Source organism: Arthrobacter sp. zg-Y1110 (assembly GCF_025244865.1).
In the GTDB taxonomy this organism is placed as follows: Bacteria; Actinomycetota; Actinomycetes; order Actinomycetales; family Micrococcaceae; genus Arthrobacter_B.
On record NZ_CP104272.1, the window covers coordinates 1,944,096 to 1,967,960 of the forward strand.

Genomic DNA, 23,865 nt, shown 5'->3' on the forward strand with positions numbered 1-23,865 from the left:
GTGGATACGGGAGCCGGCCGCTCCGGACTAGAAACCGAGCTTCACCAGCTGCTTGGGATCCCGCTGCCAGTCCTTGGCGATTTTAACGTGCAGGTCAAGGTACACCTTAGTGCCCAGCAACGCTTCGATGCCGCGTCGCGCGGTGGTTCCGACGTCGCGCAGCCGGGACCCGCCGCGGCCGATAATAATGGCCTTCTGCGAAGAACGCTCCACGTAGAGGTTGACCCGGACGTCCAGCAGCGGATTGTCTTCGCTGCGTCCCTCGCGCGGCACAATCTCGTCCACTACCACTGCAAGGGAGTGCGGGAGCTCGTCGCGGACGCCTTCCAGGGCTGCTTCGCGGACCAGTTCGGCCACCATCACGGCCTCGGGCTCGTCGGTCAGTTCGCCGTCCGGGTACAGAGGCGGGGACGCGGGCATGTGCCCCGCCAGGACCTTCGCCACGGTATCGACCTGGAAGCCGTCGGCTGCCGAAACGGGCACGACGTCGGCCCATCCCGCCTCACCCAGCACGTCATTGCCCAGTGCCGTGACGGACATCAGCTGCTTGGCCAGGGCGGCGCGGTCCACCAGGTCGGTCTTCGTCACCAGGGCAATCACGGGGGTCCGCTTCAGGGCCGCCAGCTGCGCAGCGATGTAACGGTCGCCGGGGCCCACTGCCTCGTTGGCGGGCAGGCAGAAACCAACGGCGTCAACCTCGGCCAGGGTATCCGCCACCAGCTCGTTCAGCCGCTTGCCCAGCAGGGTCCGCGGACGGTGCAGGCCCGGGGTATCCACGAGGATCACCTGGGAATCCTCGCGGTGGACAATGCCGCGGATGGTGTGCCGGGTGGTCTGCGGCTTGGCGGAAGTGATGGCCACCTTGGAACCGACCAGCGCATTGGTCAGGGTGGACTTTCCGGCGTTGGGCCGGCCCACCAGGGAAACGAATCCTGCGCGGAACTGCGGTTCAGTCATTACGGGGTACCAATTCTGTAGAGCGGGTGCGCGGAGCAGGGTTTCTGCCCTCGTCGCTGATTTCTTCGTTTTCGGTGTTCCAGGCCAGCACATGCGAAACGCGGTTGCGCCGGCCCTCCAGCCGTTCGGCGTGCAGGGCGATGCCTTCGACCACTACCTCGCTGCCGACAATCGGGACGCGGCCAAGGGCCTTGGCCAGGAGGCCGCCCACCGTGTCCACTTCATCATCCTCCAGTTCGACGCCGAACAACTCACCAAGGTCGTCGATCCCGGTCTTGGAGCTGACCCGGTAGCGGCCGTCGCCGAGGCCTTCGATGTCGGGGCGCTCCGAGTCATACTCGTCCACGATTTCCCCCACGATCTCTTCGATCAGGTCCTCCAGCGTAACCAATCCCGCGGTTCCGCCGTATTCGTCTATCACGATCGCCACGTGAGTGGATTCTCGCTGCAGTTCCTGCAGCAGCTCGCTTACGGCCTTGGACTCGGGAACGTAGCGGACGCTTCGGGCGTAATCTTCGACCTTCTGCACCGAGGCGCGCTCCGGGTCACTGTGCATCTGCGCGGCGACGTCCTTCAGGTAGAGGATGCCCACCAGATGGTCGGCGCTGTCCTCGATCACCGGGACGCGGGAATAGCCCGAGCGCAGGAACAGCGACATGGCCTGGCGCAGCGTGCTGCCGGCTTCGATGCACACCATGTCCGTGCGCGGGACCATGACGGACCGGATTTTGGTGTCGCCGAGTTCGAAGACCGAGTGGATCAGTTCCGCCTCGGTATCCTCGATCATGTCCGCATCGGACGCGCGGTCGAGCAGTTCGCGGAATTCCTCTTCCGTGAAGAACGCGGCATCAGGCCCCTGGGTGCCGGGAGCGACGGCGGTGCCGAGGCGGACGAGCCATCCCGGGATCGGTCCCAGGACGGTCCGCAGCACGCGGACGAGTCCGGCCGTCAGCACAACGACGGCCGTGACGTGCTTGCGGCCGATCTGTCGCGGAGAGACGCCCACGAGGACAAAACCGACGGCAGCCATGGTCACCGTGGCAAGCAGGCCCGCCAGCCAGATATTGTCCAGCAGCAGCTGGAAGAGCGTCGCCACGGACACCGCCATGGCCATTTCGAACCACACGCGCCAGAACCGCAGGGCGTGCATGTGCGCCACCGGGTGCGCCAGGATGCGGCGCAGCGGGGCTCCTGCCTTGCCGTGGAGCAGTGCTTCGGCGTCCTGCCGGGGCAGGTAGCCGTAGGCCGACTCCGCGGCAGTCAGCAGGCCCGCCAGGACCATGAAAGCCATGGCCATGACGATGAGGACACCAATACTCAACTTCGGGTCTCCTTGGGTGCCTGTTTACCCAGGTAGGCGGCAAGGAGGCGGCGCTGGAGACCGAACATCTCCTTCTCCTCTTCCGGTTCGGCGTGGTCGTAGCCCAGCAGGTGAAGGACGCCGTGGGTGGTGAGGAGCAGCAACTCCTCACCGGTGCTGTGGCCGGCGTCGGCGGCCTGCCGGGCCGCCACCTGCGGGCACAGCACAATGTCGCCAAGGACACCGGCGGGGGTGATCCGGCCGGCGGTTCCGGGGCGCAGTTCGTCCATCGGGAAGGACAGCACATCTGTGGGACCCGGCAGGTCCATCCATTCAATGTGCAGCTTTTCTATGGCGTCCTCATCCACCAGGATGATCGACAGGTCTGCCTCCGGATGGACGTACAGGCTGTCCAGGAGGTACCTGCCCAGCCGGGCGAGTTCCTCTTCATCGACGGCCGGTGCACTGGATTCGTTGTTCACTTCGATGCTCATGCGCGGGCCTCCCGGTTGCGTCCGGCGTTGGAGTGGCCGCTGCCGTTGGACCGGCCGCCGTCGTTGGACCGGGCGCCGCCGTTGGACCGGCCGCCGTCGGCGCGGGCTGCGTCGGAGCGCCGGACCTCGTCCCATTCGCTGTAGGCCGTGACAATGTCACTGACCAGGCGGTGCCGGACAACGTCCACTGCCTGCAGTTCCGAGAATGCGACGTCGTCGATGCCGCCCAGGATGTCGTGGACAATCCGCAGGCCGGAGGCGGTGCCGCCGGGCAGGTCCACCTGGGTAACATCGCCGGTGACGACCATCTTCGAGCCGAAGCCGAGACGGGTGAGGAACATCTTCATCTGCTCGGGCGTGGTGTTCTGGGCTTCATCGAGGATGATGAACGCGTCATTGAGCGTCCGGCCGCGCATGTAGGCCAGGGGCGCCACCTCAATGGTGCCGGCGGCCATCAGGCGGGGAATCGATTCGGGGTCCATCATGTCGTGAAGGGCGTCGTAGAGCGGCCGCAGGTACGGGTCGATCTTGTCGCTCAGCGTGCCCGGAAGGAAGCCGAGCCGCTCCCCCGCTTCCACTGCCGGTCGGGTGAGGATGATCCGGTTGACCTCTTTTTGCTGCAGGGCCTGCACCGCCTTGGCCATCGCCAGGTACGTCTTGCCGGTGCCCGCAGGACCGATGCCGAAAACAACTGTGTTGCGGTCAATCGCATCCACGTAGTTCTTCTGGTTCAGGGTCTTGGGCCGAATGGTCTTCCCCCGGGTGGAGAGGATGTTCTGCGTCAGGACATCGGCCGGGCGGTGGGTGCTCTGGTCCTTGAGCATGCTGATCAGCTGCTCGAGGACCTGCGGCGTGACGCGGGTCTGGTGGCGGGCCAGTACACGGACTTCGTTGACCAGGCGTACGGTCTGTTCCACCTCCGCCGCGGGGCCGGACACGGACAGTTCGTTGCCCCGCACCATCAGGCTTACCTCGGGATTTGCCGTCTCAATGATCCTGAGCGCCTCATCATTGGCACCCAGCGACTGGACCATGTGCTCCGTCGAGTCAAAGACTATTGTCTGGTTGTCCAGCCGAATGGTGCCGATTTCCATTGAAGATTCGGTCATATAGACGGCCCTTTCAGGCCTTTCATCGCCCCTTATAGAGTCTGGTTTTTAAAGTTCATCGAACTTTTTACGGTGGTGACGGTTGGTCCGGCTATCCGTCCGGCAAAGTAAACGCCCCGGTACAGCCGATTATTTCCCGGGACCCGGACGACGCGCCGCGCAGCGCACGCTACCTAAATCTTACTTGATGCTCTCCCCTGCGAACGGAACAGCATCGGGTTTTATCTCGGCCCCGCAACGGTGATGTCTCAATCGTGTTTCAGTCCGGGCGCTGGCCCGCCCACGGCACGGAAGGGCACCAAAGCATGTGCAAAGGTTGAAGACGTACGTTTTCGAGTTACCCCAGAGGAGGATAGATGGACGCCGGATCCAACAACGCAACGTCCAGTCTCCGAGGGCTTCGCCAGCGGTATTTCCTGGCCGGTTCCCTATTGGCCGCGGCTGCACTGGGGCTGGGTGGATGCGGCGTCGTCGCCGAGAATCCCACCATCACGATGCCGTCATCCTTCGACGGCTCAGACGCCTCCGCAGCAGCTCCGATGACGGTCTCCCCGCCGGCGGAAGCGAGTTCCGTCGGAACGCTCATGCCGGTGTACTGGCTGGGACGGAATGACTCGACGGTCAGTCTTTACCGTGAGTTCCTTTCCTCGGACAACACCGGTGATCCCATCGGCGAGGCAGTTCAGGCCATGACGGCGGACCAACCGCTGGACCAGGACTACTTCACTCCCTGGCACCCGGCTGACAGCGTCACCGCATCCATTTCCAGCAAGAACGTCATTACCGTGGACATCTCCTCGGACGCGTTCAAGGGCTCCCTCGACTCGGGCATGGCCCACCGTGCAGTTCAGCAGCTGGTCTACACCGCCACGGCAGCAGCCGCCAACGCTGGGTTGACCACCGTAGGCCAGGAAAGCAGCGTGGCGATCCTGGTCGACGGCAAAGAGGGGTACCGCGCGTTCGGCCACGTAGCCCTGGAGGAGCCCCTGCACCGGGATCCCGCACTGGTGGCGCCAATCTGGGTGATTGATCCGCAGGAATCCCAGATCCGGGGCACCGAGGTCGAGGTCACCGGGACTGCGGTGGCGCAGACGGCTGAACTGCACTGGCGGGCCGAACCGATAGTGGACGGCAGGCCGTCGGCCGGGGCCGTGGCTTCCGGCAGCGTGCAACTGGACAAAGCGCCCGGCAAGACCGGTGAATTCAGCTTCACTGCTTCCCTAGCCCCGGGCGAATACAGCCTCCGGGTCTACTACAACGGGCAGGAAACCGCCGGGGATTCCAAGCGCATTACGGTCTCCGCTTCCAAGCAGGACCCGGAGGGCTAGCCCTCCGGGCTTCCTACCAGCGGCCGAGCAGCGAATTCAGCACGGCCAGCGCCGCCGGACCTGCAGTGGAGGAACGCAGCACATGCGGTCCGAGCCGGACGGCGACCGCTCCGACACTGCGCAGCGCTTCCAGCTCGGCGGGGCTGATGCCGCCTTCCGGACCCACGACTACCGCAATGGAGGCGGGGGCCTCGTCCGGACCGCGCTTGCCAAGGTCACGAACAGCATTCGCCAGCGGTACATCGGCCTCCTCATGAAGGACAAGGACGAGGTCAAGTTCCGCCAGCCTGGCCGGCAGGGCACGGCTGTCCAGCGCAGGCTCCACCGCAGGGATGCGGGAACGGCGGGACTGCTTGGCCGCAGCAAAGGTCAGGGCCTGCCATTTGGCCTGTCCCTTAACCGCCTTCTCGGCGCGCCACCGGACAATGCTGCGGTCGGATTGCCACGGGATCACCGTGTCCACACCCAGCTCGGTCGCGGCTTCCACCGCCTGCTCGTCCCGGTCCCCCTTGGCCAGTGCCTGGACCAGGAGGAACCGTTCGGGCTCAACCGGTTCGTCGATGACGTTGGCTACCCGCAGCTCCAAAAGGGATGCACCGGTTTCCGTCACCGTGCCGGTGAGCCGGCGCCCGGCGCCGTCGACCACGTCCACGCTTTCACCGGCTCCGAGGCGCTTCACCGACACCGCGTGCCGCGCCTCCGGACCCTCAAGACGGAAGATGTCTCCGGGCCCGGCCGCCGCCACCTGCGCCGGGTCACCGAAGAAAATCGGGTTGGTCATCTCAGAGGTTGCCCAGACGGTCCCGCAGCTTGGCGAAAACGCCGTTGCCTGAGCTGTTGAGCTTCCCCTCGCTGTATTCCTCACCGCGCAGCTTGGCGAGGCGGCGGAGCAGTTCCTCCTGCTCGGAGTCCAGCTTCTGCGGGGTCTCCACGTGCAGGTGCACCCGGAGATCGCCGCGGCCGTGGCCGCGCAGGTGCGTGACGCCCAGGTCGTTGAGGACTGACACCTCGCCGGACTGGGTGCCGGGCTTGACGGTGATTTCGCGTTCGCCGTCGAAGGTCTCCAGTGCAACGGTGGTTCCCAGCGCTGCGGCCGTCATGGGGATGGTGAGCGTGGCGTGCAGGTCATCGCCGTCGCGGAGGAACGTCGGGTCATTGTTGACCCGGATCTCCACGTAGAGATCGCCGGCGGGTCCGCCTGCCATCCCGGCTTCGCCCTGTCCGCCAAGCTGGATCCGGGTACCGGTGGCAACGCCGGCCGGAATCTTGATGGTCAGGGTACGCCGGTTGCGGACGCGGCCTTCTCCGGAGCACTCGTGGCAGGGGTCGGGGATGACGGTGCCGAAGCCGTTGCAGGTTCCGCAGGGTGCCGAGGTCATGACCTGGCCCAGGATGGAGCGGACCGCCCGCTGGACCTGACCGGTGCCGTGGCAGATGTCACAGGTGCGCGGGGAGGTGCCGGGCTGGCAGCAGGAACCGTCACAGGTGGGGCAGACGACTGCAGTGTCGACGTCGATCTTCTTGTTGGTGCCGAAAACGGCGTCCTTGAGGTCGATCCGGACGTTGATCAGGGCGTCCTGTCCGCGGCGGCTGCGTGAGGCCGGTCCGCGTCCTGAACCCGGGGCGCCGCCGCCGAAGAAGGTATCGAAGATGTCCTGGAAACCGAAACCCTGGGCGCCGAAGCCGCCGCCGCCGCCGAAGCCGTTGTCGGTTCCGTTCTCGTTGCCCGTGGTGTCGTAGATCCGCCGTTTTTCCGGATCGGAAAGAACCTCGTAGGCGTGCGATACGGCTTTGAATTCGTCCGAGGCACCCGGAGCGTTGTTGACGTCCGGGTGCAGCTTGCGGGCTAGCTTCCGGTACGCCTTCTTGATTTCTTCACCGGTGGCGTCTCGTCCGACACCCAGAACCTGGTAGTGATCGCTCACTCGTGCACATCGCTTTCCTGTATTGCGTGCCTTCAAACTTTGAAGACGGAGGTTGGGTTCCCGCCGGTTCCCCGGCGGGCGGGTCCGTAACTGCTGGGGACCGCGTTAGTTGTTCAGTATTCGGGACAGGTACCTGGCCACGGCTCGCACCGCTGCCATGGTGGTGGGATAGTCCATCCGTGTGGGACCGAGAATGCCGACCTTAGCGGTGGCGTCGGGACCGTATCCCGTAGCCACCACAGACGCTTCCGACAATCCGCCGTACGGATTCTCCCGCCCGATCCGGACGGCAACGCCGCGGGCATCCTGTTCCATCTCCGACAGCAGCCGCAGCATCACCACTTGTTCCTCGAGCGCTTCGAGCACGGGACCGATAGTCAGCGGGAAGTCTACAGTGGAGCGGGCCAGGTTGGCTGTCCCTGCCATCACCATGCGGTCCTCGCGGTTGATGCCCGCAAGCTGCTCCAGGCAGTGGCCCAGGGCGTTGCCCACGCGCCTGCGTTCGGCCGGCACAGTTGCAAGGGCATTGGCCAGCTGGCTGGTGATGCTGCTCAGCGGCGTGCCTGCCAACGCGGTCAGGAAGTGCTGGCGCAGGTCACTCAGGTCCGGCTCCGTCACCGGCTGCGGAACGGTAATGACCCGCTGCTCCACCCGCCCCGTGGTCGAGATGAGCACCACCAGCACCTGCGCCGGAGCCAGCAGGACAAATTCAATGTGCCGGACCTTGGCATTGCCCAGATGCGGGTACTGCACCACGGCCACCTGGTTGGTCAGCTGGGACAACAGCCTGACGGTACGATCCATCACATCGTCGAGGTCGTCGGCTTCCTCCAACAGCGACTGGATGGCGCGGCGTTCGGGAGCAGAGAGCGGCTTGACGTCGGAAATCCGGTCGACGAACAGGCGGTAGCCCTTGTCGGTGGGGATGCGCCCGGCGGACGTGTGCGGGGCGGTGATCAGCCCCTCTTCCTCAAGGGCGGCCATGTCGTTGCGGATGGTCGCCGAGGAAACGCCCAGGTGATGGCGTTCCACAAGTGCCTTGGATCCCACGGGCTCGCGCGAATGGACGTAGTCCTCAACAATGGCGCGGAGGACCTCGAGTCGGCGTGGCTCACTCATGGTTTTCCCTCCCTGTTGATCGGCGGTTTGATCGGCATTTTGATCTGCGTGTTGGCCTGCGTGGTGACCTATGGGCAGAGCGCCGGACGTTTAGCACTCACAGTGTTCAAGTGCCAAGTCTAGTACGGATCGGCAGCGTTGCTAGCATTGAGGAACCCGTGGCCTGCTGCGGTTTCCGCCCGATCAGAACCGTAAGTGAGGCAACTTCCGTGTCCAGCTTTTCCTGGGGTCCGCAGGACATCACTGCGCCGGCCCGGACCGTCCTGCGCAAAGTCGGCGCCGAAACCGGCCTGGTCCTTGAGGACGTTGCCTCGGGCTGGGTTGGTGCGGTGGTACGCGTGGAGAAATCCGGCGGACTGCACCTGATGGTGCTGGAAGACCGGCGCGGTAAAAAGAAATCCTTCGAACTGGGCTTCGGCTTCCTGCTCGAGGGCGAGCCGGTGGAAGTTGTGCCCGCGGCCGCGGCGGCAGCCAAGGCAGGACCGGCCCGGACGGCGTCCGGCTCGGTGCGCGTCGCCAACCAGCGCGCCCGCACCGCCCGGGCCAGCCGCATCTGGGTGGAGGGCAAGCACGACGCCGAACTGGTGGAGAAGGTCTGGGGCGATGACCTGCGGGTGGAAGGGATCGTCGTCGAGCCCCTCCACGGCGTCGATGACCTGTACTCCGCGGTCCGGGAGTTCGCCCCGGGCCCGGGACGCAGGCTGGGCATCCTGGTGGATCATCTGGTTCCGGGTTCCAAGGAATCGCGCATCGCAGCCGAGGCGATGACCTCCCCCGGCGGGCCGGGCAACGTCTTGATTGTCGGGCATCCGTACGTGGACGTCTGGCAGGCCATCAAGCCGTCCGTGATCGGACGTACCGCCTGGCCGGTGGTTCCCCGTCACCTGGACTGGAAAACCGGAATCCTGCAGGGACTGGGCTGGCCGCACCGGGACCACACCGACGTCGCGATGGGCTGGAAGAAGCTGCTGGGGCAGGTGAACAGCTATGCGGATCTGGAACCGTCACTGCTCGGACGGGTGGAGGAAGTCATCGATTTCCTGACCGTTCCCGGGTGAGACGCGCATCGCACTGCCTCTTTCCTTTCCGTGAGGAAGTGCGCGAGCCAGTACTCTTGAGGAATACGTAGTAGCGGACCGACCCTGTGTCACCATGAGCCAAAAGGAATATACGCCGTGTCCAACACACGCCAGAACCACCGCCCCCGACCGGAAGAACACGGCGGAGCGCAGCGTCCCGTGTACCAGGGGGCTCCGGCCAACGCACTGCCGCTGACCGCGTCCGAAGACCGGCAGTGGGCAACTCTGGCGCACTTCGGCGGCATCCTCGCTTTTGTTCCGTCGCTGATCATTTACCTGGTGTTCCGCGACCGCGGTCCGTTCACTGCCCAGGAATCCAAGGAAGCCCTGAACTTCACGCTTCCGCCCAGCATTGCTGCCCTGACGGTCTGGGCACTGTCCTTCATTCCCGAGATCGGCGGCTTCTTTGCCGTGCTCAATGCCATGATCTGGGTCTACGTGGCCGTGTCCTCGGTGATCGCGGGCATCGAGTGCAACCGCGGCCGGCCGTACCGCTACCCGCTCAACCTGCGCCGCATCAAGTAGCGCCGCAGGGCGGATATGCCGCCGCCGTCCGGGCAGGTGTGCCGGGACGGCCGCGGGACTCAGTCCGGCAGCAGCCGTCGAACCACTGCGTCGGCCAGCAGCCGGCCCGCCGGGGTGAGGATCACCTTGCCTGTCAGCGCAGCGCGCGGATCCACAAGGCCGTCGGCCATGAGTCCCGCCACGGCCAGCCTGCCGGGCTCACGCAGCCGGTCCAGTGCCAGGCCTTCGGCGAGCCGGGTCCGCAGCATAACGTCTTCCACGTACCGGGTATCGGCATCCAGGGTCTCTCGTCCGACGGCGGGCGACTCCCCCGCGCCGATCCGCTGGGCATAGGCGGTGGGATGCTTGGCATTCCACCAGCGCACGCCGCCGGCATGTGAATGCGCTCCCGGACCAACGCCCCACCAGTCATCACTGCGCCAGTAGGCCAGGTTGTGCCGGCACTGATCCTCGGGGGTGCGGGCCCAGTTGCTGACCTCGTACCAGTTCAGCCCGGCGGCGGTCATCATTTCATCCGCCAGCACGTATTTGTCGGCGTGGTCGTCATCGTCGATGGGCGGAACCTCGCCGCGGCGCATCCGTGCGGCGAGTTTAGTGCCTTCCTCGATGATGAGCGCGTAGGCGGAGATGTGGTCCGGCTCGTAGCTCAGCGCCTCTTCGAGCGAGTGCTTCCAGTCAGCCATGGACTCCCCGGGGGTCCCGTAGATGAGGTCCACGCTCACGTGCAGGCCGGCGTCGCGCGCCCACTGCACGGCCTGCGGAACCCTCGACGGCGTATGTGTGCGGTCCAGCACTGCCAGCACGTGCGGCACGGCGGACTGCATGCCGAAGGAAACCCGGGTGAAGCCGGCGTCGGCAAGCAGCTGCAGGGACTGCGGCGTGACGGAGTCCGGGTTCGCTTCGGTGGTGACTTCGGCGCCGGGAGCCAGGCCCCACTGGTCGACGGCGGTGCTAAGGATCAGCGCGAGATCCTCCGCCGGGAGCAGCGTGGGAGTGCCGCCGCCGAAGAAGACGGTGCCCATCCGGCGCTCCGGCAGGCCCGAACGCCGGAGGGCGTCCGCGGCGAAGACCACCTCGCGGGCCGCTGTGCCGCCGTAAGCAGCCTGTGACGCACCGCCGCCCAGCTCGGTGGCCGTATACGTGTTGAAATCGCAGTAGCCGCAGCGGACGGAGCAGAACGGAATATGGACGTACAGTCCGAAGTTCCGCTCCGCTGCTCCGTCCGCGGCCTGTGCGGGGAGGAGACCGTCGGCGGGTGCCGGGTCTCCGAGGGGCAGTGCACTGGGTGTCACTTCTTGGATTTGTCCTTGGACTCGTCGGAGGAAAGCGCAGCCACGAAGGCTTCCTGGGGAACTTCCACGCGGCCCACCATCTTCATGCGCTTCTTGCCTTCCTTCTGCTTTTCCAGCAGCTTGCGCTTACGGCTGATGTCGCCGCCGTAGCACTTGGCAAGCACGTCCTTGCGGATGGCGCGGATGGATTCGCGGGCGATGATGCGGGAGCCGATGGCCGCCTGGATGGGCACCTCGAACTGCTGCCGCGGGATCAGCTCACGCAGCTTGCCGGTCATCATGACGCCGTAGGCGTAGGCCTTGTCCTTGTGCGTGATGGAGCTGAAGGCGTCAACCTGCTCGCCCTGGAGCAGGATGTCCACCTTGACCAGGTCGGCGACCTGTTCGCCGTCGGCCTTCCAGTCCAGGGAGGCGTAGCCGCGGGTTTTGGACTTGAGGATGTCAAAGAAGTCGAAAACGATCTCGGCCAGCGGCAGGCGGTACCGGATTTCCACCCGGTCCTCGGAGAGATAGTCCATGCCGCCCAGGACACCGCGGCGGGACTGGCACAGCTCCATGATGGCGCCGACAAATTCGTTCGGCGCCAGGATCGTGGCCGAGACCATCGGCTCGCGGACCTCTTTGATCTTGCCTTCGGGGTACTCGCTGGGGTTGGTCACGGTGACCACCTTTTTGTCTTCGAGCGTCACCTCGTACTCCACGTTGGGGGCGGTGGAGATCAGGTCCAGGTTGTACTCGCGCTCGAGCCGTTCACGGGTGATTTCCAAGTGCAGCAGGCCCAGGAAACCCACACGGAAGCCGAAGCCCAGGGCCGCGGATGTCTCGGGTTCGTACACCAGCGCGGCATCGTTGAGCATCAGTTTTTCCAGCGCTTCGCGCAGCACCGGGTAGTCGGCGCCGTCGATGGGGTACAGCCCGGAGAACACCATGGGTTTGGGATCTGCGTAGCCTTCGAGTGACTTCTCGGCCGGCTTCGCGAGGTTGGTGACGGTGTCGCCCACCTTGGACAGGCGTACGTCCTTCACACCGGTGATGAGGTAGCCCACCTCACCGACGCCCAGGCCCTTGGACGGGGTGGGCTCGGGAGAGCTGACGCCGATTTCGAGGAGTTCATGGCTGGCCCGGGTGGACATCATCTGGATGCGTTCACGCGGGGACAGCGAACCATCGATCACGCGGACATAGGTGACGACGCCGCGGTAAGTGTCATACACGGAGTCGAAGATCATGGCTCGGGCAGGAGCATTGGGGTCGCCCACCGGTGCCGGAATCTCGCGGACAATCTGGTCCAGCAGGGCTTCAACGCCAACACCGGTCTTGCCGGAAACCCTCAGTACGTCCTCCGGATCGCCGCCGATCAGCTTCGCCAGTTCCTCGGCGTACTTCTCCGGCTGTGCCGCCGGCAGGTCGATCTTGTTCAGGACCGGAATGATGGTGAGATCGTTTTCCATCGCCAGGTAAAGGTTCGCCAGCGTCTGCGCCTCGATGCCCTGGGCGGCGTCCACCAGCAGCACTGCTCCTTCGCAGGCAGCCAGGGAACGGGAAACTTCGTAGGTGAAGTCCACGTGGCCCGGTGTGTCGATCATGTTCAGGGCGTAGGACTGCCCGTCCAGCTCCCACGGCATGCGCACGGCCTGGGACTTGATGGTGATGCCGCGCTCACGCTCGATATCCATCCGGTCCAGGTACTGGGCCTTCATGTTCCGGTGCTCAACCACTCCGGTGGACTGGAGCATGCGGTCGGCCAGGGTGGACTTGCCGTGGTCGATGTGGGCGATGATGCAGAAGTTTCTGATGATCGCCGGATCCGTCGCGGCAGGCACCGGCGAGAAGCGGGCCATGGGTGACACTGTGGCGGTTCCTTTACTGTTCCGGGACAAGCCGGACGCGGCGCGGTGCGCGGGTGTCCTTGGTCCTGGCGGTCTGGTGGGTGTTCTATCGAGTTAACAGTCTCCCACGTTTGCCTGCCGCAGCAGGAACCGGACGCACCTGAGGTTTCGTGGCCGGGAGCATAACGTAGTGCCATGCCCTTTAATGCCCGCGCCTTTGCCTCCTTTGCCCGCTCGGCCCTGCGCCTGCTGCGCTCTGCTTCCTCCTCCGCCGGCCCCGCCGAAAGCAGCCGCGGAACCCGCCGACCGGCCCGCCCTCGCACGCCGGAGACCCGCCGGACGCCGTCGCCCTCCCCCGGGACCAAGGCAGCTCCCCCGCGCACCCCGGCGAACCGGCAGTCGCCGCCGTCGTCGCCGTCGTCCGCGCGGACTGCGCCGGCGGCCGCCGGGAGGGGTTACCTCGGCGACTACTCCGGTCCCGTCACTCCGGTCTACGCCCCGCAGCCCGACGGCGATCCCGATCCCGGCGAAGTGGTGTGGGCCTGGGTCCCGTACGAAGACGACCCCAGCCAGGGCAAGGACCGTCCGGTCCTGCTGATCGGGCGGAGCGGCGGCTTGCTGCTGGGCCTGATGATGACCAGCCGGGACCGGAACAACAGCAGCGGTTCGGACCCGAGGTACCTCGACGTCGGCACCGGCCCGTGGGACAGCAAGGGGCGTCCCAGCGAGGTCAAGCTTGACCGCGTGCTCCAGCTCGAACCGGGCAGCGTGCGCCGGGAAGGTGCAATCATGGATAGGAACGTGTTCCAGACAGTTGCCCGTCGGCTGGCCGTGATGCGCCCGGCACGCTGAACCGGCACTTTAGTTACCGGAGCCCAAACTCTGCTAACATTTATTGCTGTGTGTCCGCGCAGGTCGACGGGCACTTTGGTTCAGACGCCATTACGGTATCCCCACGCCGCTCAGTCAATGTCTGGGCTGAAATACCCTCACCGACCAAGTCCGCAATACAAAGAGAGTTTATAAGTGGCCAATATTAAGTCCCAGAAGAAGCGCATCCTCACCAACGAGAAGGCGCGTCAGCGTAACAACTCGGTGAAGTCCGAGCTGAAGACCGTCATCAGCAAGGTTGATGCCGCAGTCAAGGCCAGCGACAAGGACGCAGCAGCCGAAGCGCTGAAGACCGCCAGCCGCAAGCTGGACAAGGCCGTCAGCAAGGGCGTAATCCACAAGAACAACGCTGCCAACCGCAAGTCGGCCATCTCCAAGAAGGTCAGCGCGCTCTAACCAGCAGCCAGCATTACAGACTTACTCAGCGTGGCCGGTCCCTCGGGACCGGCCGCGCTTTGGTTTAAGTCGGCGCTTCCGGACTGTTTCGGGCGTTTCCAGCGTTTCCGGGTGCTTCCGGGCGTTTCGGGCTGTTCCGGACAGCGGTGCGGTGCATGCCGGCGGGGCGGGTGAATGCGGGACACTGCAGCCGGCTGGTGTGTCGGCGGGCATAGCGGGACCAGCGCGTGCCGGCTGGCTCACTGCTGCTAGCGCCCGGAGGCCGCCAGGGCTATGACGGTGACGGCCCGTTCCACGGCGTACACCGGATCCCGTCCGGCGCCCTTGACCTGTGCATCCGCTTCGGCGAGGGCCTGGACGGCTTCGATCAGGGACTCCGAGGTAAACCGCTGGGCATCCCGCCGAGCCTGGTCCACTTGCCAGGGCGCCATGGACAGTTCCTTGGCCATCGAGGCAGAGGAGCCACGCAGGTTGGCCACCCGCGCCACTGCACGGACCTTCATGGCCAGGGCGCCCACGAGCGGCACCGGATCCACGCCGGTGTCCAGCGCATGCCGGAGCATGGACAGCGCCTGCGCAGCGCGGCCGGCCAGAGCGGCGTCGGCGACTTTAAAGGCCGTGGCCTCGACCCGCCCGCCGTAATAGCGCTCTACGAGTTCCTCGGTGACCTCGCCGGTGGAATCGCTGATCAGCTGCTGGCAGGAGGCTGCAAGCTCGGAGAGGCTGGACCCGACGGCGTTTACCAGCGCCCGGGCCGCGCCCGGGTCAATCCTGCGACGGGCAGTGCGGAACTCCGAAGTGACGAAGTCCAGCTTCTCTGCATCCTTCTTGAAGGGCTGGCACTCCACGACGGGGGCTCCGGCCGCCTTGACCGCATCCAGCAGCTTCTTGCCCCGGTTGCCGCCCGCGTGGTGCAGCACCAGAACGGCATCCGGAGACGGATCCTTCAAGTAGGCCAGCGTTTCGGTGAGGAAATCCTCGTTCATCGACGCTAGATTCACGGCCTCGATAAGTTTGGCCTCGCCGAACAGTGAGGGGCTCGACTGCAGTGTGAGTTCCCCGGAGGCATAGGAGGAGGCATCGAAGTGCACCAACTCCGTGTCGGGCTGCTTCTCCCGGAGCAGCCCGCGCAGCCGGTCCCGGGCACGGGAGGCCAGATAGTCCTCGGGGCCTGCCAGCAGGACCACCGGGGCGGGTTCGACCTCGCGCCAGGAGACCGTCGCTGAGGACTTACCTGCCGAAGACTTACTGCCGGAGCTGCGTTTGGAAGGGACTGCCGGATTCACAGCTGGTGCTCCTGGGATTGTGTGGCGGCCTTTCCGGCCTGCCGGGGCGAAGGATCGAAAGGTATCCGCACCGCGGATAGCCTCCCTCCAAGATTGCCACGGTCCCGGTCGGCGGCCAATTTTCCGTCCCCCTGCCGCCGTGTCTGCCGATCCTCAGCAGGACCTACGGGCCTACGGGACCTACCGGGCCTACGGCGGCAGGCTCTGGACCTCAAGACCGTTGCCTTCGCGGACCACCACTACCGTGCCGTGCTGGTCGGTCCGTGCCACCCCGGTGCCGGCAGCCCGGAGCTGTGCCAGGATTTCCGGTGCCGGGTGCCCGTACTCATTATCGGCACCAACGGAAATCAGTGCCAGGGACGGTCGGACTGCGCGGAACCAGCCATCACCGCCGTTGCGTGCCCCGTGGTGGGCTACTTTCAGCACGTCGACGCCGGCACGAAGATCGGCCTGCGTTGCGAGAATCTCTGCAGCCGCCTCCTCCTCGGCATCACCGGTGAACAGTATCCGCAGCGGCCGCTCCCCCTGGCCCGGACCCCCAACAGTCACCAGCAGGACGGCACTGGCATTGTTCTCCTCCCCGTCTCCGGCCGCAGGTACCGCACTGTCGGGAGCAGGCGGCCAGAGGACCTCCCACTGTACGAGGCCCGCCGTTCCAGCCATCCCCCGGGTCAGGCGTGTCCGGGGTGCTGCCGTTCCGGCCAACTCCCCGGACAGTTCCTCCGGCAGTTCAGGATCCGCCGATGAGTAGCCCACCTGCAGCACGGACCGTCCGGAAAGCACTCCGGCAGCACCGCCGTAATGGTCCAGATGCGCATGAGTGAGCACCAGGAACTCAACGGTCCGCACCCCCAGCCGATCAAGGCAGGCATCCATGGGGTCGGGTTCTCCGCCGGCATCGATCACCACCGCACTGTCCGGCCCCGCACGGATCGCAAACCCGTCCCCCTGCCCGACGTCGCAGGCGGCAACAACCCACTCATCCTCCTGGCCCCGTTCTCCCTGCAGGGCACGGACAGCAAGGACCACACCGCCCGGCAGGACCAGCGAAGCGGCGGCTCCTGCCGCTACCAAGCGCCGCCGGGGGCTGCGCCACCCTGCGAAGCCTGCCTCCGCGTTTGTTGCCGAAGCACGGCGCCGGGACCCGGCGCGTCTGTCCCCCTGGTCCGCTTCGTCCTTCCCGTCCTTCCCGTTCGCCCGTTCCGCCCGTTCCGCCCGTTCCGCCCGTTCCGCCCGTTCCGCCCGTTCCGCCCGGGCCGGGAATACCCCGCCGCCCGCGGGCCGCGAGAGGTACAGGATGCCAACAACGGCTGCGCCCGCGCACACGCCCATGAGCACCACACCAAGGCTGCCCTCCGGCCACGCCGCCAACGCACCGGGAGCGGACTGAAAGAACCGGGCAGTTTTTGCCACCCACCAGGCTCCCGCGGCCGCAAGTAGAAGCGGCGGTGCCGCCAACGCCGGAGCAACACCCACCAGTGCGACGGCAAGCATCCCCGCAATCGTCACGGCAGGAACAACGGGCGCGGCCGCCAGATTCGCAGGGACCGAGTACACCGGCAGCTGAGGTTGCAGGAGCACCAGGACCGGGGAGCAAAACAGCTGTGCTGCGACGGGTATGGCCAGGGCCGCTGCCAACCAGCGGGGCAGGCGCCTCGACAGCACCCGCACCAGATGCGGTCCCAGGACAATAAGACCCAGCGTCGCGCAGACTGACAGGATGAACGCGTAGCTTCCGCACAACCAGGGATCGATGCACAGCAGTACGGAGATCGACAGGAAGAGCAGTGCTGCCGAAAGCCGTCCCCGTCCGGAGAGCACAGCGAGGGTGCCCAGCCCGCCCATTACCGCTGCGCGCAGCACGCTGGGGTCCGGCCGTACCAGGAGCACGAACGCGGTGAGCCCGGTCAAGGCCAGCAGCACCGCCGGCGCCCGCGGCATCCGCAGCGCCCGGGCACTCAGGAAGATGAATGCCAGCAAATAGCTGCAGTTGGCGCCTGATACAGTTCGCGAAAGGGGTGGGTATGAAAAAATTGATCGCTCGTGAATACCTACGAGTATCGAAGGACAGCAACCAGACCGGCAAGAGTCCGGACCAGCAGCACGATGACAATGCCAAGGCGTTCGATCGCCAGGGCTGGACACTGCACCCTGATCCCCCCTACAGGGACACGGATCGTAGCGCGAGCCGCTTCGCACGCACTGTCCGCGAGGACTTCAAACGGCTGATCGCCGACCTTGAGAATGACACTTTTGGTGCCGATGTCCTAGCCATCTGGGAATCAAGCCGCGGTTCACGCCGCGTGGGCGAATGGGTCGATCTGGTAGATCTCTGCAAGCAACGAAGCGTGCGCATCTGGGTAACTACGCACGGCAGACTGTACGATCCCGCGAACTCCCGGGATCGCCGGAGCCTGCTGGAGGACGCAGTGGACGCGGAATACGAGAGTGACAAATCCTCCGAGCGCATTCGGCGTGACGTCCGCGCCGCCGCTGAGAACGGCAAACCGCACGGTAAGAACCTCTATGGCTACCTGCGAGTTTATGACCAGAAAACAGGCGTCCTCGAACGTGTCGAAGCGCACCCGGTACAGGCGCCGGTTGTCCAAGAGGCTGCGAAGCTGATCATCAGCGGTCACTCGTTCTACGCGGTGGCGAAGAGCTTCAACGAGCGTGGATTCGAGCCACGGCGCCCGAAACGCAAGGAATACAGAAAGGACCACGGCTGGACTCCCCCGGCGGTCAAACAGATGCTCACTATGCCGGCATATGCCGGGAAGCGCCAGCACCGCGGGGAGATCATTAGCGACGCCATTTGGCCCGCGCTGATCGAGTTCGAGGAATGGAAGAGGCTTCAGATGATCATGTCACCGCCGGATCGGAAGAGGACAAACGATTGGCCCGCTACGCATTTACTCTCAGGTATCGCTGCCTGCGGCATCTGCGGGACCCCGCTCAGGATCGGCAAGCAAAATGCTGGACGACGTAAGGACGACAACGGCGTCGCACTGCCAAAGCCGGTTGATGTTCTAGGGAAAGAGCAACCCTATCCCTTCTACTACACATATATCTGCCCCGGGGTGCCAGGGAAACTTGGACCCTCCGGCAAGACCGGATTCCACGTTGCCATGAGGGAAACCCACCTCGATCAGGTGGCCACAGAACTAGCGTTGACGCGTCTTGAGAAGCCCGAGTTCCTCGTCGAAGTCGGGCAGCGGGGTGAAGGCAACAATGCCGAACGCCGCATTCTTCTTGAAAAAATCGCCGGCTATCAAGGGTACCTTGACCGGCTGCGGGAAGAGGCTGCCGAGAAGCTTCGGTTCGACATTCTCCTTGATCAGGAGGAGCGGATCGGACCCAAAATCCGGGCAGCACAGGAGCGGCTGGAAAAACTCTCTGAGTTGGATCCACTCGTCCTTCGCCTCCTAAGTGAGGGTGCGATCCGAACAACCTGGGAGAAAATGGAGCTGGCCGAGAAGCGCCGGGCCATCCGCGCCATCATGACACTAAGAGTCAACCGAATCAGCCCCGATCGTAGGGGCCAAAGAGGGATCAATCATGAGCGCGTTGATGTGGTGTGGCGCTGAGTAATGGAGGGTCTCGTCGAGCCACCTGGTCTCATTCAAAGTCACGGCTCATAACCCGTTCTCTAAGGGGACCGGCTAACGGGCGGCTTTCGATAGGTCAGCCACAACCGTTTCTGACGAATCTGTTAGAAGATCAGATATGGATGATTCAGCTTCTGAGGGTTGGCTTGAGTCACGCCCGTGAATCACAGAGGTGCGAAACTTGTCGTCCGATCCTGCCGCCTAATCCCTTGCCTCTGACAGCCTTCTTGCCGGAGATGCCGTGTATTCACTCAGCGTCCACGACACCTTCGCCATCGCCATCGCCATCGCCATCGCCATCGCCGGCGATTGTAATCTCCCAGGTTGATTCCTCGCATAAACGGGGATGCGCACCATTCAGGCTCAGGGCTGGAGAACCTCACTGAGGTAGACCAATTCCAATACTGATGGTCTCACTAGTAAAAGGAATGTGCAGGTGCGTGCCGTCGTCCTTCTGGATTGCGTTAAGTAGCTGCTCTGGACGATAGATCGACTCGAGTGGTTGCTGCATTACTGCTGCCAGCACCTCAGCCAGAATCTGATCGTCCTGAATATAAGGGTGCTCGTTAGACAGCGATGGGATGGGGGGAGAGATCGTTGTAATCGACGATTCCCCTGTGAAAGATAAATGGTGGTTCGTACGACGGTAAGCATTGGCAGTGTAATGTCCCCAACCCATCAAGTATCTGAACTGAGTCGGGTGAAGAGCTAGACCTTTTGCTGATTGAAAAATTAAAGGCCCAGAATCTTCGCAGACACCCCAGTCTTGCAGGAAGGCAATAATACCCACCCTACCCATACGCAAACTAAGGTACGGTCGGACGAAGGCATCTCCGTAATCCCAATTAACTTTGGGTTGATCCAGCAACTCTTGGCACTCCAGTATATAAATACTGGCCGGGAAACTCTCATCCGCGCAGTCGATAACACCTCTAATTTTCTGCATGAGCGCGTGATGCATTGCAAATTGCTCAAGAACGTCGGGAGTCATGATCTTATTACTGTTAGGGTCGGAACGTTCAGCTACTAGGGATAGCTCCCTGAAAAGGAGACCATAGTAGATCTTTCCAAGCCAGTAGAAAAGGGTCCAGGGGTCCAACTGCTCGACGGCGTCAGGGCCAGCTTCTACGGCCGTCTTCATTTTTTCCTCAAGCGGTGCCAACCTGTCATGATTACATTCATAACAGCAAGGAATCTTAAGAGCCGCATAAAATATAGTTGTCCCGTTGAGCAAGGTCATCTTTTCCTGATACAACTGGTGTCGACTCTGCAACCAACGCGGGATGACATGTTCCTCCGTGCTCCGGGCCGGATCCCCCTCCCTCTTCGTTAGAGTTACACCACACAGAAAGCAGTTCTTATCTGTGAAGGTCTGCTGCAGCTGAAAAAATGGTTGATTGGTAGACATACTGACACTGTAGGTGACCGGCCCTCACTCTAAGAGCGCTTACGATGATCGGGACTGCTAAAGCTCCGGTTCCATCTAACCTGTGAGGACTTTGTTCTCCTGGAAGGACGGCCATCATGGCAAGGCTGGATCCGGAGGAATTCCGTCGCTCTCGTCGCATCCATCGCTCTCGAGGAACTGCCCCGCAGTCCAAGGCCCCTCTTGTGTCTGGCTCATTCAGGTGGTGGGGAGAATCCGCCGATGAGCTCTAGGTTTGCGCCATTTTCCTGACTCCAAGTCAATATCCGAGGAACACGATCAGCGGGAGCTTCAGGCAGAAAGAACCATCCCTTGAGGCGCTGGGCATCGCACATCTTCATGCCCTAAATCCTAATCAACCTCGCCCCGCCGTGAATCACGGGCCTACGACTGCTCTGAAGTAATTTGGCCAGTACGTACGCCGCGGAATATTGTCACCAGTACACTCTGCTTGCAGGAACGTAGAGCGACCGGCTTGCGGGCGTCATCAGTGGGTATCAAGACACGCCGATCTCCGACTGCGGTCAAAGAGCACGAGGCATTTACAGCAGTACGCGCTTGCTGATGCATCACAATTTGGGTGAATTCATCGACCACCTTTCCCTGGTCAAGGAGACGCCTATCCAGAAAAATGCGCCGTGACTAAAAGCATTCTCGGCCTCATGAACTTCGCGCCCGACGAACACTTCCACCCACGACTGCCAGAGAGCTTCACACGGCAGTAACCATGTGAGAAAGACATCCGTTAAGGAAGGCGGTCTGTTCATCAGTGAGCGGCTTGACTATACCTCGCCGCCATGCGACTCGATCAGCCTGAGGCACTCGGCTGCGTAAGTATGACCACCATCCGCAGCTTTCCTCAGACGAAGCCGTGCTTCCTCTAAGTCCCCTTCGTCAGCGGCCCTCCTCCCAGATTCACAGAGGGCATCCAGGTTGCCCAAGCTCGCCGCTTGCTCAAGCAGGACGAGCGCTTCGGCTTGATCATCCGCTTTTCCTCCAGCAAATAGGGCCTCGGCTGTAAAGTACATTCCCACAGCAGAACCGTGAGCGGCTGCTCGTCGGAAGGTTTCCTCACCCTCAGCAAGTTTCTTTTCGTGGATGAGAAGTCCACCGTAATTTCGAAGCGCAACGTCATCGTTCGCCGAGATTGCTGCCATGTACTGTTCTTTGGCCTCCTCAATACGGCCAGTATTTGCGTACATGACGTCTAGATCAGTGACAGCCCCGAGCAGCCCTTGGGCGATTGCTCTCTTGAAATGTTGTTCTGCCTGAGGATACTTGCCTTGATCAGCGAGGTCCCTCCCAACCATTGCAAGCCCAACTGCGCCTCCTCTTTGTGCGGCTCCTTCGAACAGCGTCTTTGCCTCATTGTGTCGCCCCTGGCCTGCCATGATCATCCCAAGCCTGCCCATCGCTGTGGGATTCCTCCTGGCTACCGCTTCCCTCAAAAGTCGGTCTGCTTCATCCTTATCGCCTAGCTTGTCCGCAAGCATCGACAATTGGAAATGAGCGGCCCCGGAAGCATCCCCTCGGTCCTTTGCACGCTCGTACCAAGCTTTTGCAGCCGATTCATCACCTTGATGCTCTAGCTGTATCCCGTAGTTCACCATGCCTAGCGCACTGCCTGCATCTGCAGCTCGCCTGTACCATTCGAATCCTTCGGCAGTTTTGCCCTTCTCCAGGAGCACCACGCCTAGATTGGCCATCGCTGAACCATCACCAGCGTCTGCTGCTTCGCGAAGCATCCTCAGTGCATCATCGGTTTGCTCCCCTGAGCGAAGCATCTTAACGGCAAGACCAGTTAAGGCTTGGAGGTTGCCGGCATCCGCCGCCTTCTGATCCCATTTCATCGCCTCAACGATCTGATCCTGTCGTTCCAGACTGATTGAGTAGTTATGCATTCCATCCTGATCCCCTTGCATAGCCGCGCGTTCAAACAAAACGGCCGCGCTAGGCAACTGGCCGGAGGCTTCTGCGATGACCCCAGCCCGGTTCAGCTGCGACCCTGAGGCAACGCATCGCTCCACGGCCAGCCATAGCGAGTATGGAATAGGAGTGTTGGTTGAAGATACGAAGTCGACCAAGTAATCGAAGGGACGGAGACCCTCATCTGTCTCTTCAACAAGTCCGAAAAGCCCCCCGCCGCCGGCCTTATCAGTGGCCCAGGCTAGGCCCTCCGTGATTTCTGAGGAAGTGACTCGAGATTGAGTACTACCCAAATAAGCGTACAAGAGGTTTTCAGCGGTGCCTCGAGGGATGGGGTCGGTAACGCCTGCACGTTGCCAATCGATTGCGGCAAGCACGAAAGCTCTTCCGGCTGGTTTAGACGAGCGGCCTGCTTCTAAACGCTCAACAGCGAGGTATCCCCCTCCGAGATACGTACCCAAACCATAATTCATAATGCCCATGCTCAGTTCAGGATTTCCGCTGGAGTTCGCCAGCCTGACGCTTTCAGCTGTCTCGTCAGTTAGATAAACCTTCGTGAAGCATTGCAACGTGTCCCAGCCAGATTTCGATTGCTCCTCGCTGTTAGGCATGAAGGACTCATAGGATGTCGATCTCATGGTCGCCACGAGGATGTTTCCGTTGCTTTGAAGCTCTTGGATCCACCTAGCCTTCAAGTCCTTGGGATCCCGAAGATATCTTTCTAGGTCATCCAGCCAAATAACGTGGCCTCGCGGTATGTCGCCTACATTGAGAATATTCGAAACGCCGTCAGGGGCATCTGGTATGAACACCCTAGTGTCCGAGAAGTTTTCCTTGATCAGCTGTGCAGCCATACGGGTCTTCCCAGCCATCGACGAGCCCAACACGAGAACAGGCTCCGCGTTCTTCACGGCTGTGATGAACTGTTCTTCGGCGTCCCTGCGTAGGTACGGAACTTCGATCCGGGATTTGTGTACACGCCATGTGTTGAGCGGAACCTCATCCGCAAGTGGCGCCAGCGCTGATCCAGACCCCTTAGTCAACATGGATTGAAGGCGCGTAGTCACCGAAGCATCTTTGACTTTCGCCTTCTCCTTCAGGAAGGGACCGATTGCGAGACCAACTACACCTAGAATGCCAAGCGGCACTACCACCCAGGGGCTCCAACCAACGCTTCCTAGAAAAATGGCTAGCGCGCCCCATGCAACGGCAGAAGCCGGAAACCACCATTTCAGTTCTCCGCGCTTTCGCGACTTCCACTCCGATGCCAAAGTACTTCCCTTCCAATCAGGTGTCCGGCGATTGTCTCTAGAGAAGTTTATGTGGACGTCCTGTGACATTGGCGTGAAGGTCTCGTTCCGCTGTCACCGAGGGC

The 23,865-nt window shown here is 63.0% G+C and carries 19 protein-coding genes; 6 read left to right on the forward strand and 13 right to left on the reverse strand.

Features of this window, described 5'->3' with window-relative positions:
* Positions 1–27: 27 nt before the first annotated feature.
* The 4 genes from era to N2K99_RS09045 are packed head-to-tail and all read right to left on the reverse strand — an operon-like array spanning position 28 to position 3,845.
* Entirely contained in the window at positions 28–957 is a 930-nt protein-coding gene (gene era / locus N2K99_RS09030; RefSeq protein ID WP_227921464.1) for a GTPase Era, read from the reverse strand.
* The gene (locus N2K99_RS09035) at positions 950–2,254 is read right to left on the reverse strand and encodes a hemolysin family protein (protein WP_374200052.1); all 1,305 of its coding nucleotides are present in this window, start codon (positions 2,252–2,254) and stop codon (positions 950–952) included. The genes era and N2K99_RS09035 overlap by 8 nt, the downstream gene beginning before the upstream one ends.
* A 20-nt stretch (positions 2,255–2,274) precedes the next feature.
* Entirely contained in the window at positions 2,275–2,751 is a 477-nt protein-coding gene (gene ybeY / locus N2K99_RS09040) for an rRNA maturation RNase YbeY (RefSeq protein WP_227921458.1), read from the reverse strand.
* The gene (locus N2K99_RS09045; protein ID WP_227933716.1) at positions 2,748–3,845 is read right to left on the reverse strand and encodes a PhoH family protein; all 1,098 of its coding nucleotides are present in this window, start codon (positions 3,843–3,845) and stop codon (positions 2,748–2,750) included. The genes ybeY and N2K99_RS09045 overlap by 4 nt, the downstream gene beginning before the upstream one ends.
* Positions 3,846–4,216: 371 nt before the next feature.
* Between N2K99_RS09045 and N2K99_RS09050 the strand changes: the two genes are divergently transcribed.
* Positions 4,217–5,188 (forward strand): GerMN domain-containing protein, encoded by a 972-nt coding sequence (locus N2K99_RS09050; protein WP_227933557.1) that lies wholly within the window; start codon positions 4,217–4,219, stop codon positions 5,186–5,188.
* Between the two features lie 13 nt (positions 5,189–5,201).
* On the opposite strand, the gene N2K99_RS09055 is transcribed toward N2K99_RS09050, so the two are convergent.
* From N2K99_RS09055 to hrcA, 3 genes are all read right to left on the reverse strand, one after another.
* Entirely contained in the window at positions 5,202–5,969 is a 768-nt protein-coding gene (locus N2K99_RS09055) for a 16S rRNA (uracil(1498)-N(3))-methyltransferase (protein ID WP_227933558.1), read from the reverse strand.
* A gap of 1 nt (position 5,970) precedes the next feature.
* The gene (dnaJ, locus tag N2K99_RS09060; RefSeq protein ID WP_227921449.1) at positions 5,971–7,113 is read right to left on the reverse strand and encodes a molecular chaperone DnaJ; all 1,143 of its coding nucleotides are present in this window, start codon (positions 7,111–7,113) and stop codon (positions 5,971–5,973) included.
* 105 nt (positions 7,114–7,218) lie between these two features.
* Positions 7,219–8,232 (reverse strand): heat-inducible transcriptional repressor HrcA, encoded by a 1,014-nt coding sequence (gene hrcA / locus N2K99_RS09065; RefSeq protein WP_227921446.1) that lies wholly within the window; start codon positions 8,230–8,232, stop codon positions 7,219–7,221.
* 209 nt (positions 8,233–8,441) lie between these two features.
* Between hrcA and N2K99_RS09070 the strand changes: the two genes are divergently transcribed.
* Entirely contained in the window at positions 8,442–9,290 is an 849-nt protein-coding gene (locus N2K99_RS09070) for a DUF3097 family protein (protein WP_227933559.1), read from the forward strand.
* Positions 9,291–9,407: 117 nt separating this feature from the next.
* A complete protein-coding gene (locus N2K99_RS09075; RefSeq protein ID WP_255766287.1) occupies positions 9,408–9,836 on the forward strand; it encodes a DUF4870 domain-containing protein in 429 nt (142 codons plus the stop codon).
* A gap of 59 nt (positions 9,837–9,895) precedes the next feature.
* Here the strand turns inward: N2K99_RS09075 and hemW are convergent, their stop codons facing one another.
* A complete protein-coding gene (hemW, locus tag N2K99_RS09080) occupies positions 9,896–11,128 on the reverse strand; it encodes a radical SAM family heme chaperone HemW (protein WP_227933560.1) in 1,233 nt (410 codons plus the stop codon).
* Complete coding sequence (lepA, locus tag N2K99_RS09085; RefSeq protein WP_227921442.1) at positions 11,125–12,978, reverse strand: translation elongation factor 4; 1,854 nt, start codon at positions 12,976–12,978, stop codon at positions 11,125–11,127. The genes hemW and lepA overlap by 4 nt, the downstream gene beginning before the upstream one ends.
* A gap of 174 nt (positions 12,979–13,152) precedes the next feature.
* Here lepA and N2K99_RS09090 point away from each other — a divergent pair, with 174 nt between their 5' ends.
* Both N2K99_RS09090 and rpsT read left to right on the forward strand, forming a co-directional pair.
* On the forward strand, positions 13,153–13,809 hold the full coding sequence (locus tag N2K99_RS09090) for a type II toxin-antitoxin system PemK/MazF family toxin (RefSeq protein WP_227933561.1): 657 nt from the start codon (positions 13,153–13,155) through the stop codon (positions 13,807–13,809).
* A 174-nt stretch (positions 13,810–13,983) separates the two neighbouring features.
* On the forward strand, positions 13,984–14,244 hold the full coding sequence (gene rpsT, locus N2K99_RS09095; RefSeq protein WP_146361896.1) for a 30S ribosomal protein S20: 261 nt from the start codon (positions 13,984–13,986) through the stop codon (positions 14,242–14,244).
* Positions 14,245–14,492: 248 nt separating this feature from the next.
* On the opposite strand, the gene holA is transcribed toward rpsT, so the two are convergent.
* Together holA and N2K99_RS09105 are read right to left on the reverse strand one after the other, a co-directional pair.
* Entirely contained in the window at positions 14,493–15,530 is a 1,038-nt protein-coding gene (holA, locus tag N2K99_RS09100; protein WP_227921439.1) for a DNA polymerase III subunit delta, read from the reverse strand.
* A gap of 189 nt (positions 15,531–15,719) precedes the next feature.
* Positions 15,720–17,510 carry a ComEC/Rec2 family competence protein gene (locus N2K99_RS09105; protein ID WP_231711835.1) on the reverse strand — a complete coding sequence of 597 codons (1,791 nt, stop codon included), beginning with the start codon at positions 17,508–17,510 and terminating at the stop codon, positions 15,720–15,722.
* A 44-nt stretch (positions 17,511–17,554) separates the two neighbouring features.
* Here N2K99_RS09105 and N2K99_RS09110 point away from each other — a divergent pair, with 44 nt between their 5' ends.
* Entirely contained in the window at positions 17,555–19,117 is a 1,563-nt protein-coding gene (locus tag N2K99_RS09110; RefSeq protein WP_227933562.1) for a recombinase family protein, read from the forward strand.
* 400 nt (positions 19,118–19,517) lie between these two features.
* Here N2K99_RS09110 and N2K99_RS09115 read toward each other — a convergent pair whose 3' ends face one another.
* Both N2K99_RS09115 and N2K99_RS09120 read right to left on the reverse strand, forming a co-directional pair.
* The gene (locus N2K99_RS09115; protein ID WP_227933563.1) at positions 19,518–20,546 is read right to left on the reverse strand and encodes a hypothetical protein; all 1,029 of its coding nucleotides are present in this window, start codon (positions 20,544–20,546) and stop codon (positions 19,518–19,520) included.
* 800 nt (positions 20,547–21,346) lie between these two features.
* A complete protein-coding gene (locus tag N2K99_RS09120) occupies positions 21,347–23,830 on the reverse strand; it encodes a tetratricopeptide repeat protein (RefSeq protein ID WP_227933564.1) in 2,484 nt (827 codons plus the stop codon).
* Positions 23,831–23,865: the final 35 nt, after the last annotated feature.

Bases quoted from the DNA above. Each gene is read 5' to 3' on its own strand.
- era (WP_227921464.1), bottom strand. From the start codon at position 957: ATGACTGAACCGCAGTTCCGCGCAGGATTCGTTTCCCTGGTGGGCCGG.
- N2K99_RS09035 (WP_374200052.1), bottom strand. From the start codon at position 2,254: ATGGCCATGGCTTTCATGGTCCTGGCGGGCCTGCTGACTGCCGCGGAG.
- ybeY (WP_227921458.1), bottom strand. From the start codon at position 2,751: ATGAGCATCGAAGTGAACAACGAATCCAGTGCACCGGCCGTCGATGAA.
- N2K99_RS09045 (WP_227933716.1), bottom strand. From the start codon at position 3,845: ATGGAAATCGGCACCATTCGGCTGGACAACCAGACAATAGTCTTTGAC.
- N2K99_RS09050 (WP_227933557.1), top strand. From the start codon at position 4,217: ATGGACGCCGGATCCAACAACGCAACGTCCAGTCTCCGAGGGCTTCGC.
- N2K99_RS09055 (WP_227933558.1), bottom strand. From the start codon at position 5,969: ATGACCAACCCGATTTTCTTCGGTGACCCGGCGCAGGTGGCGGCGGCC.
- hrcA (WP_227921446.1), bottom strand. From the start codon at position 8,232: ATGAGTGAGCCACGCCGACTCGAGGTCCTCCGCGCCATTGTTGAGGAC.
- N2K99_RS09090 (WP_227933561.1), top strand. From the start codon at position 13,153: ATGCCCTTTAATGCCCGCGCCTTTGCCTCCTTTGCCCGCTCGGCCCTG.
- N2K99_RS09110 (WP_227933562.1), top strand. From the start codon at position 17,555: ATGAAAAAATTGATCGCTCGTGAATACCTACGAGTATCGAAGGACAGC.
- N2K99_RS09115 (WP_227933563.1), bottom strand. From the start codon at position 20,546: ATGTCTACCAATCAACCATTTTTTCAGCTGCAGCAGACCTTCACAGAT.
- N2K99_RS09120 (WP_227933564.1), bottom strand. From the start codon at position 23,830: ATGTCACAGGACGTCCACATAAACTTCTCTAGAGACAATCGCCGGACA.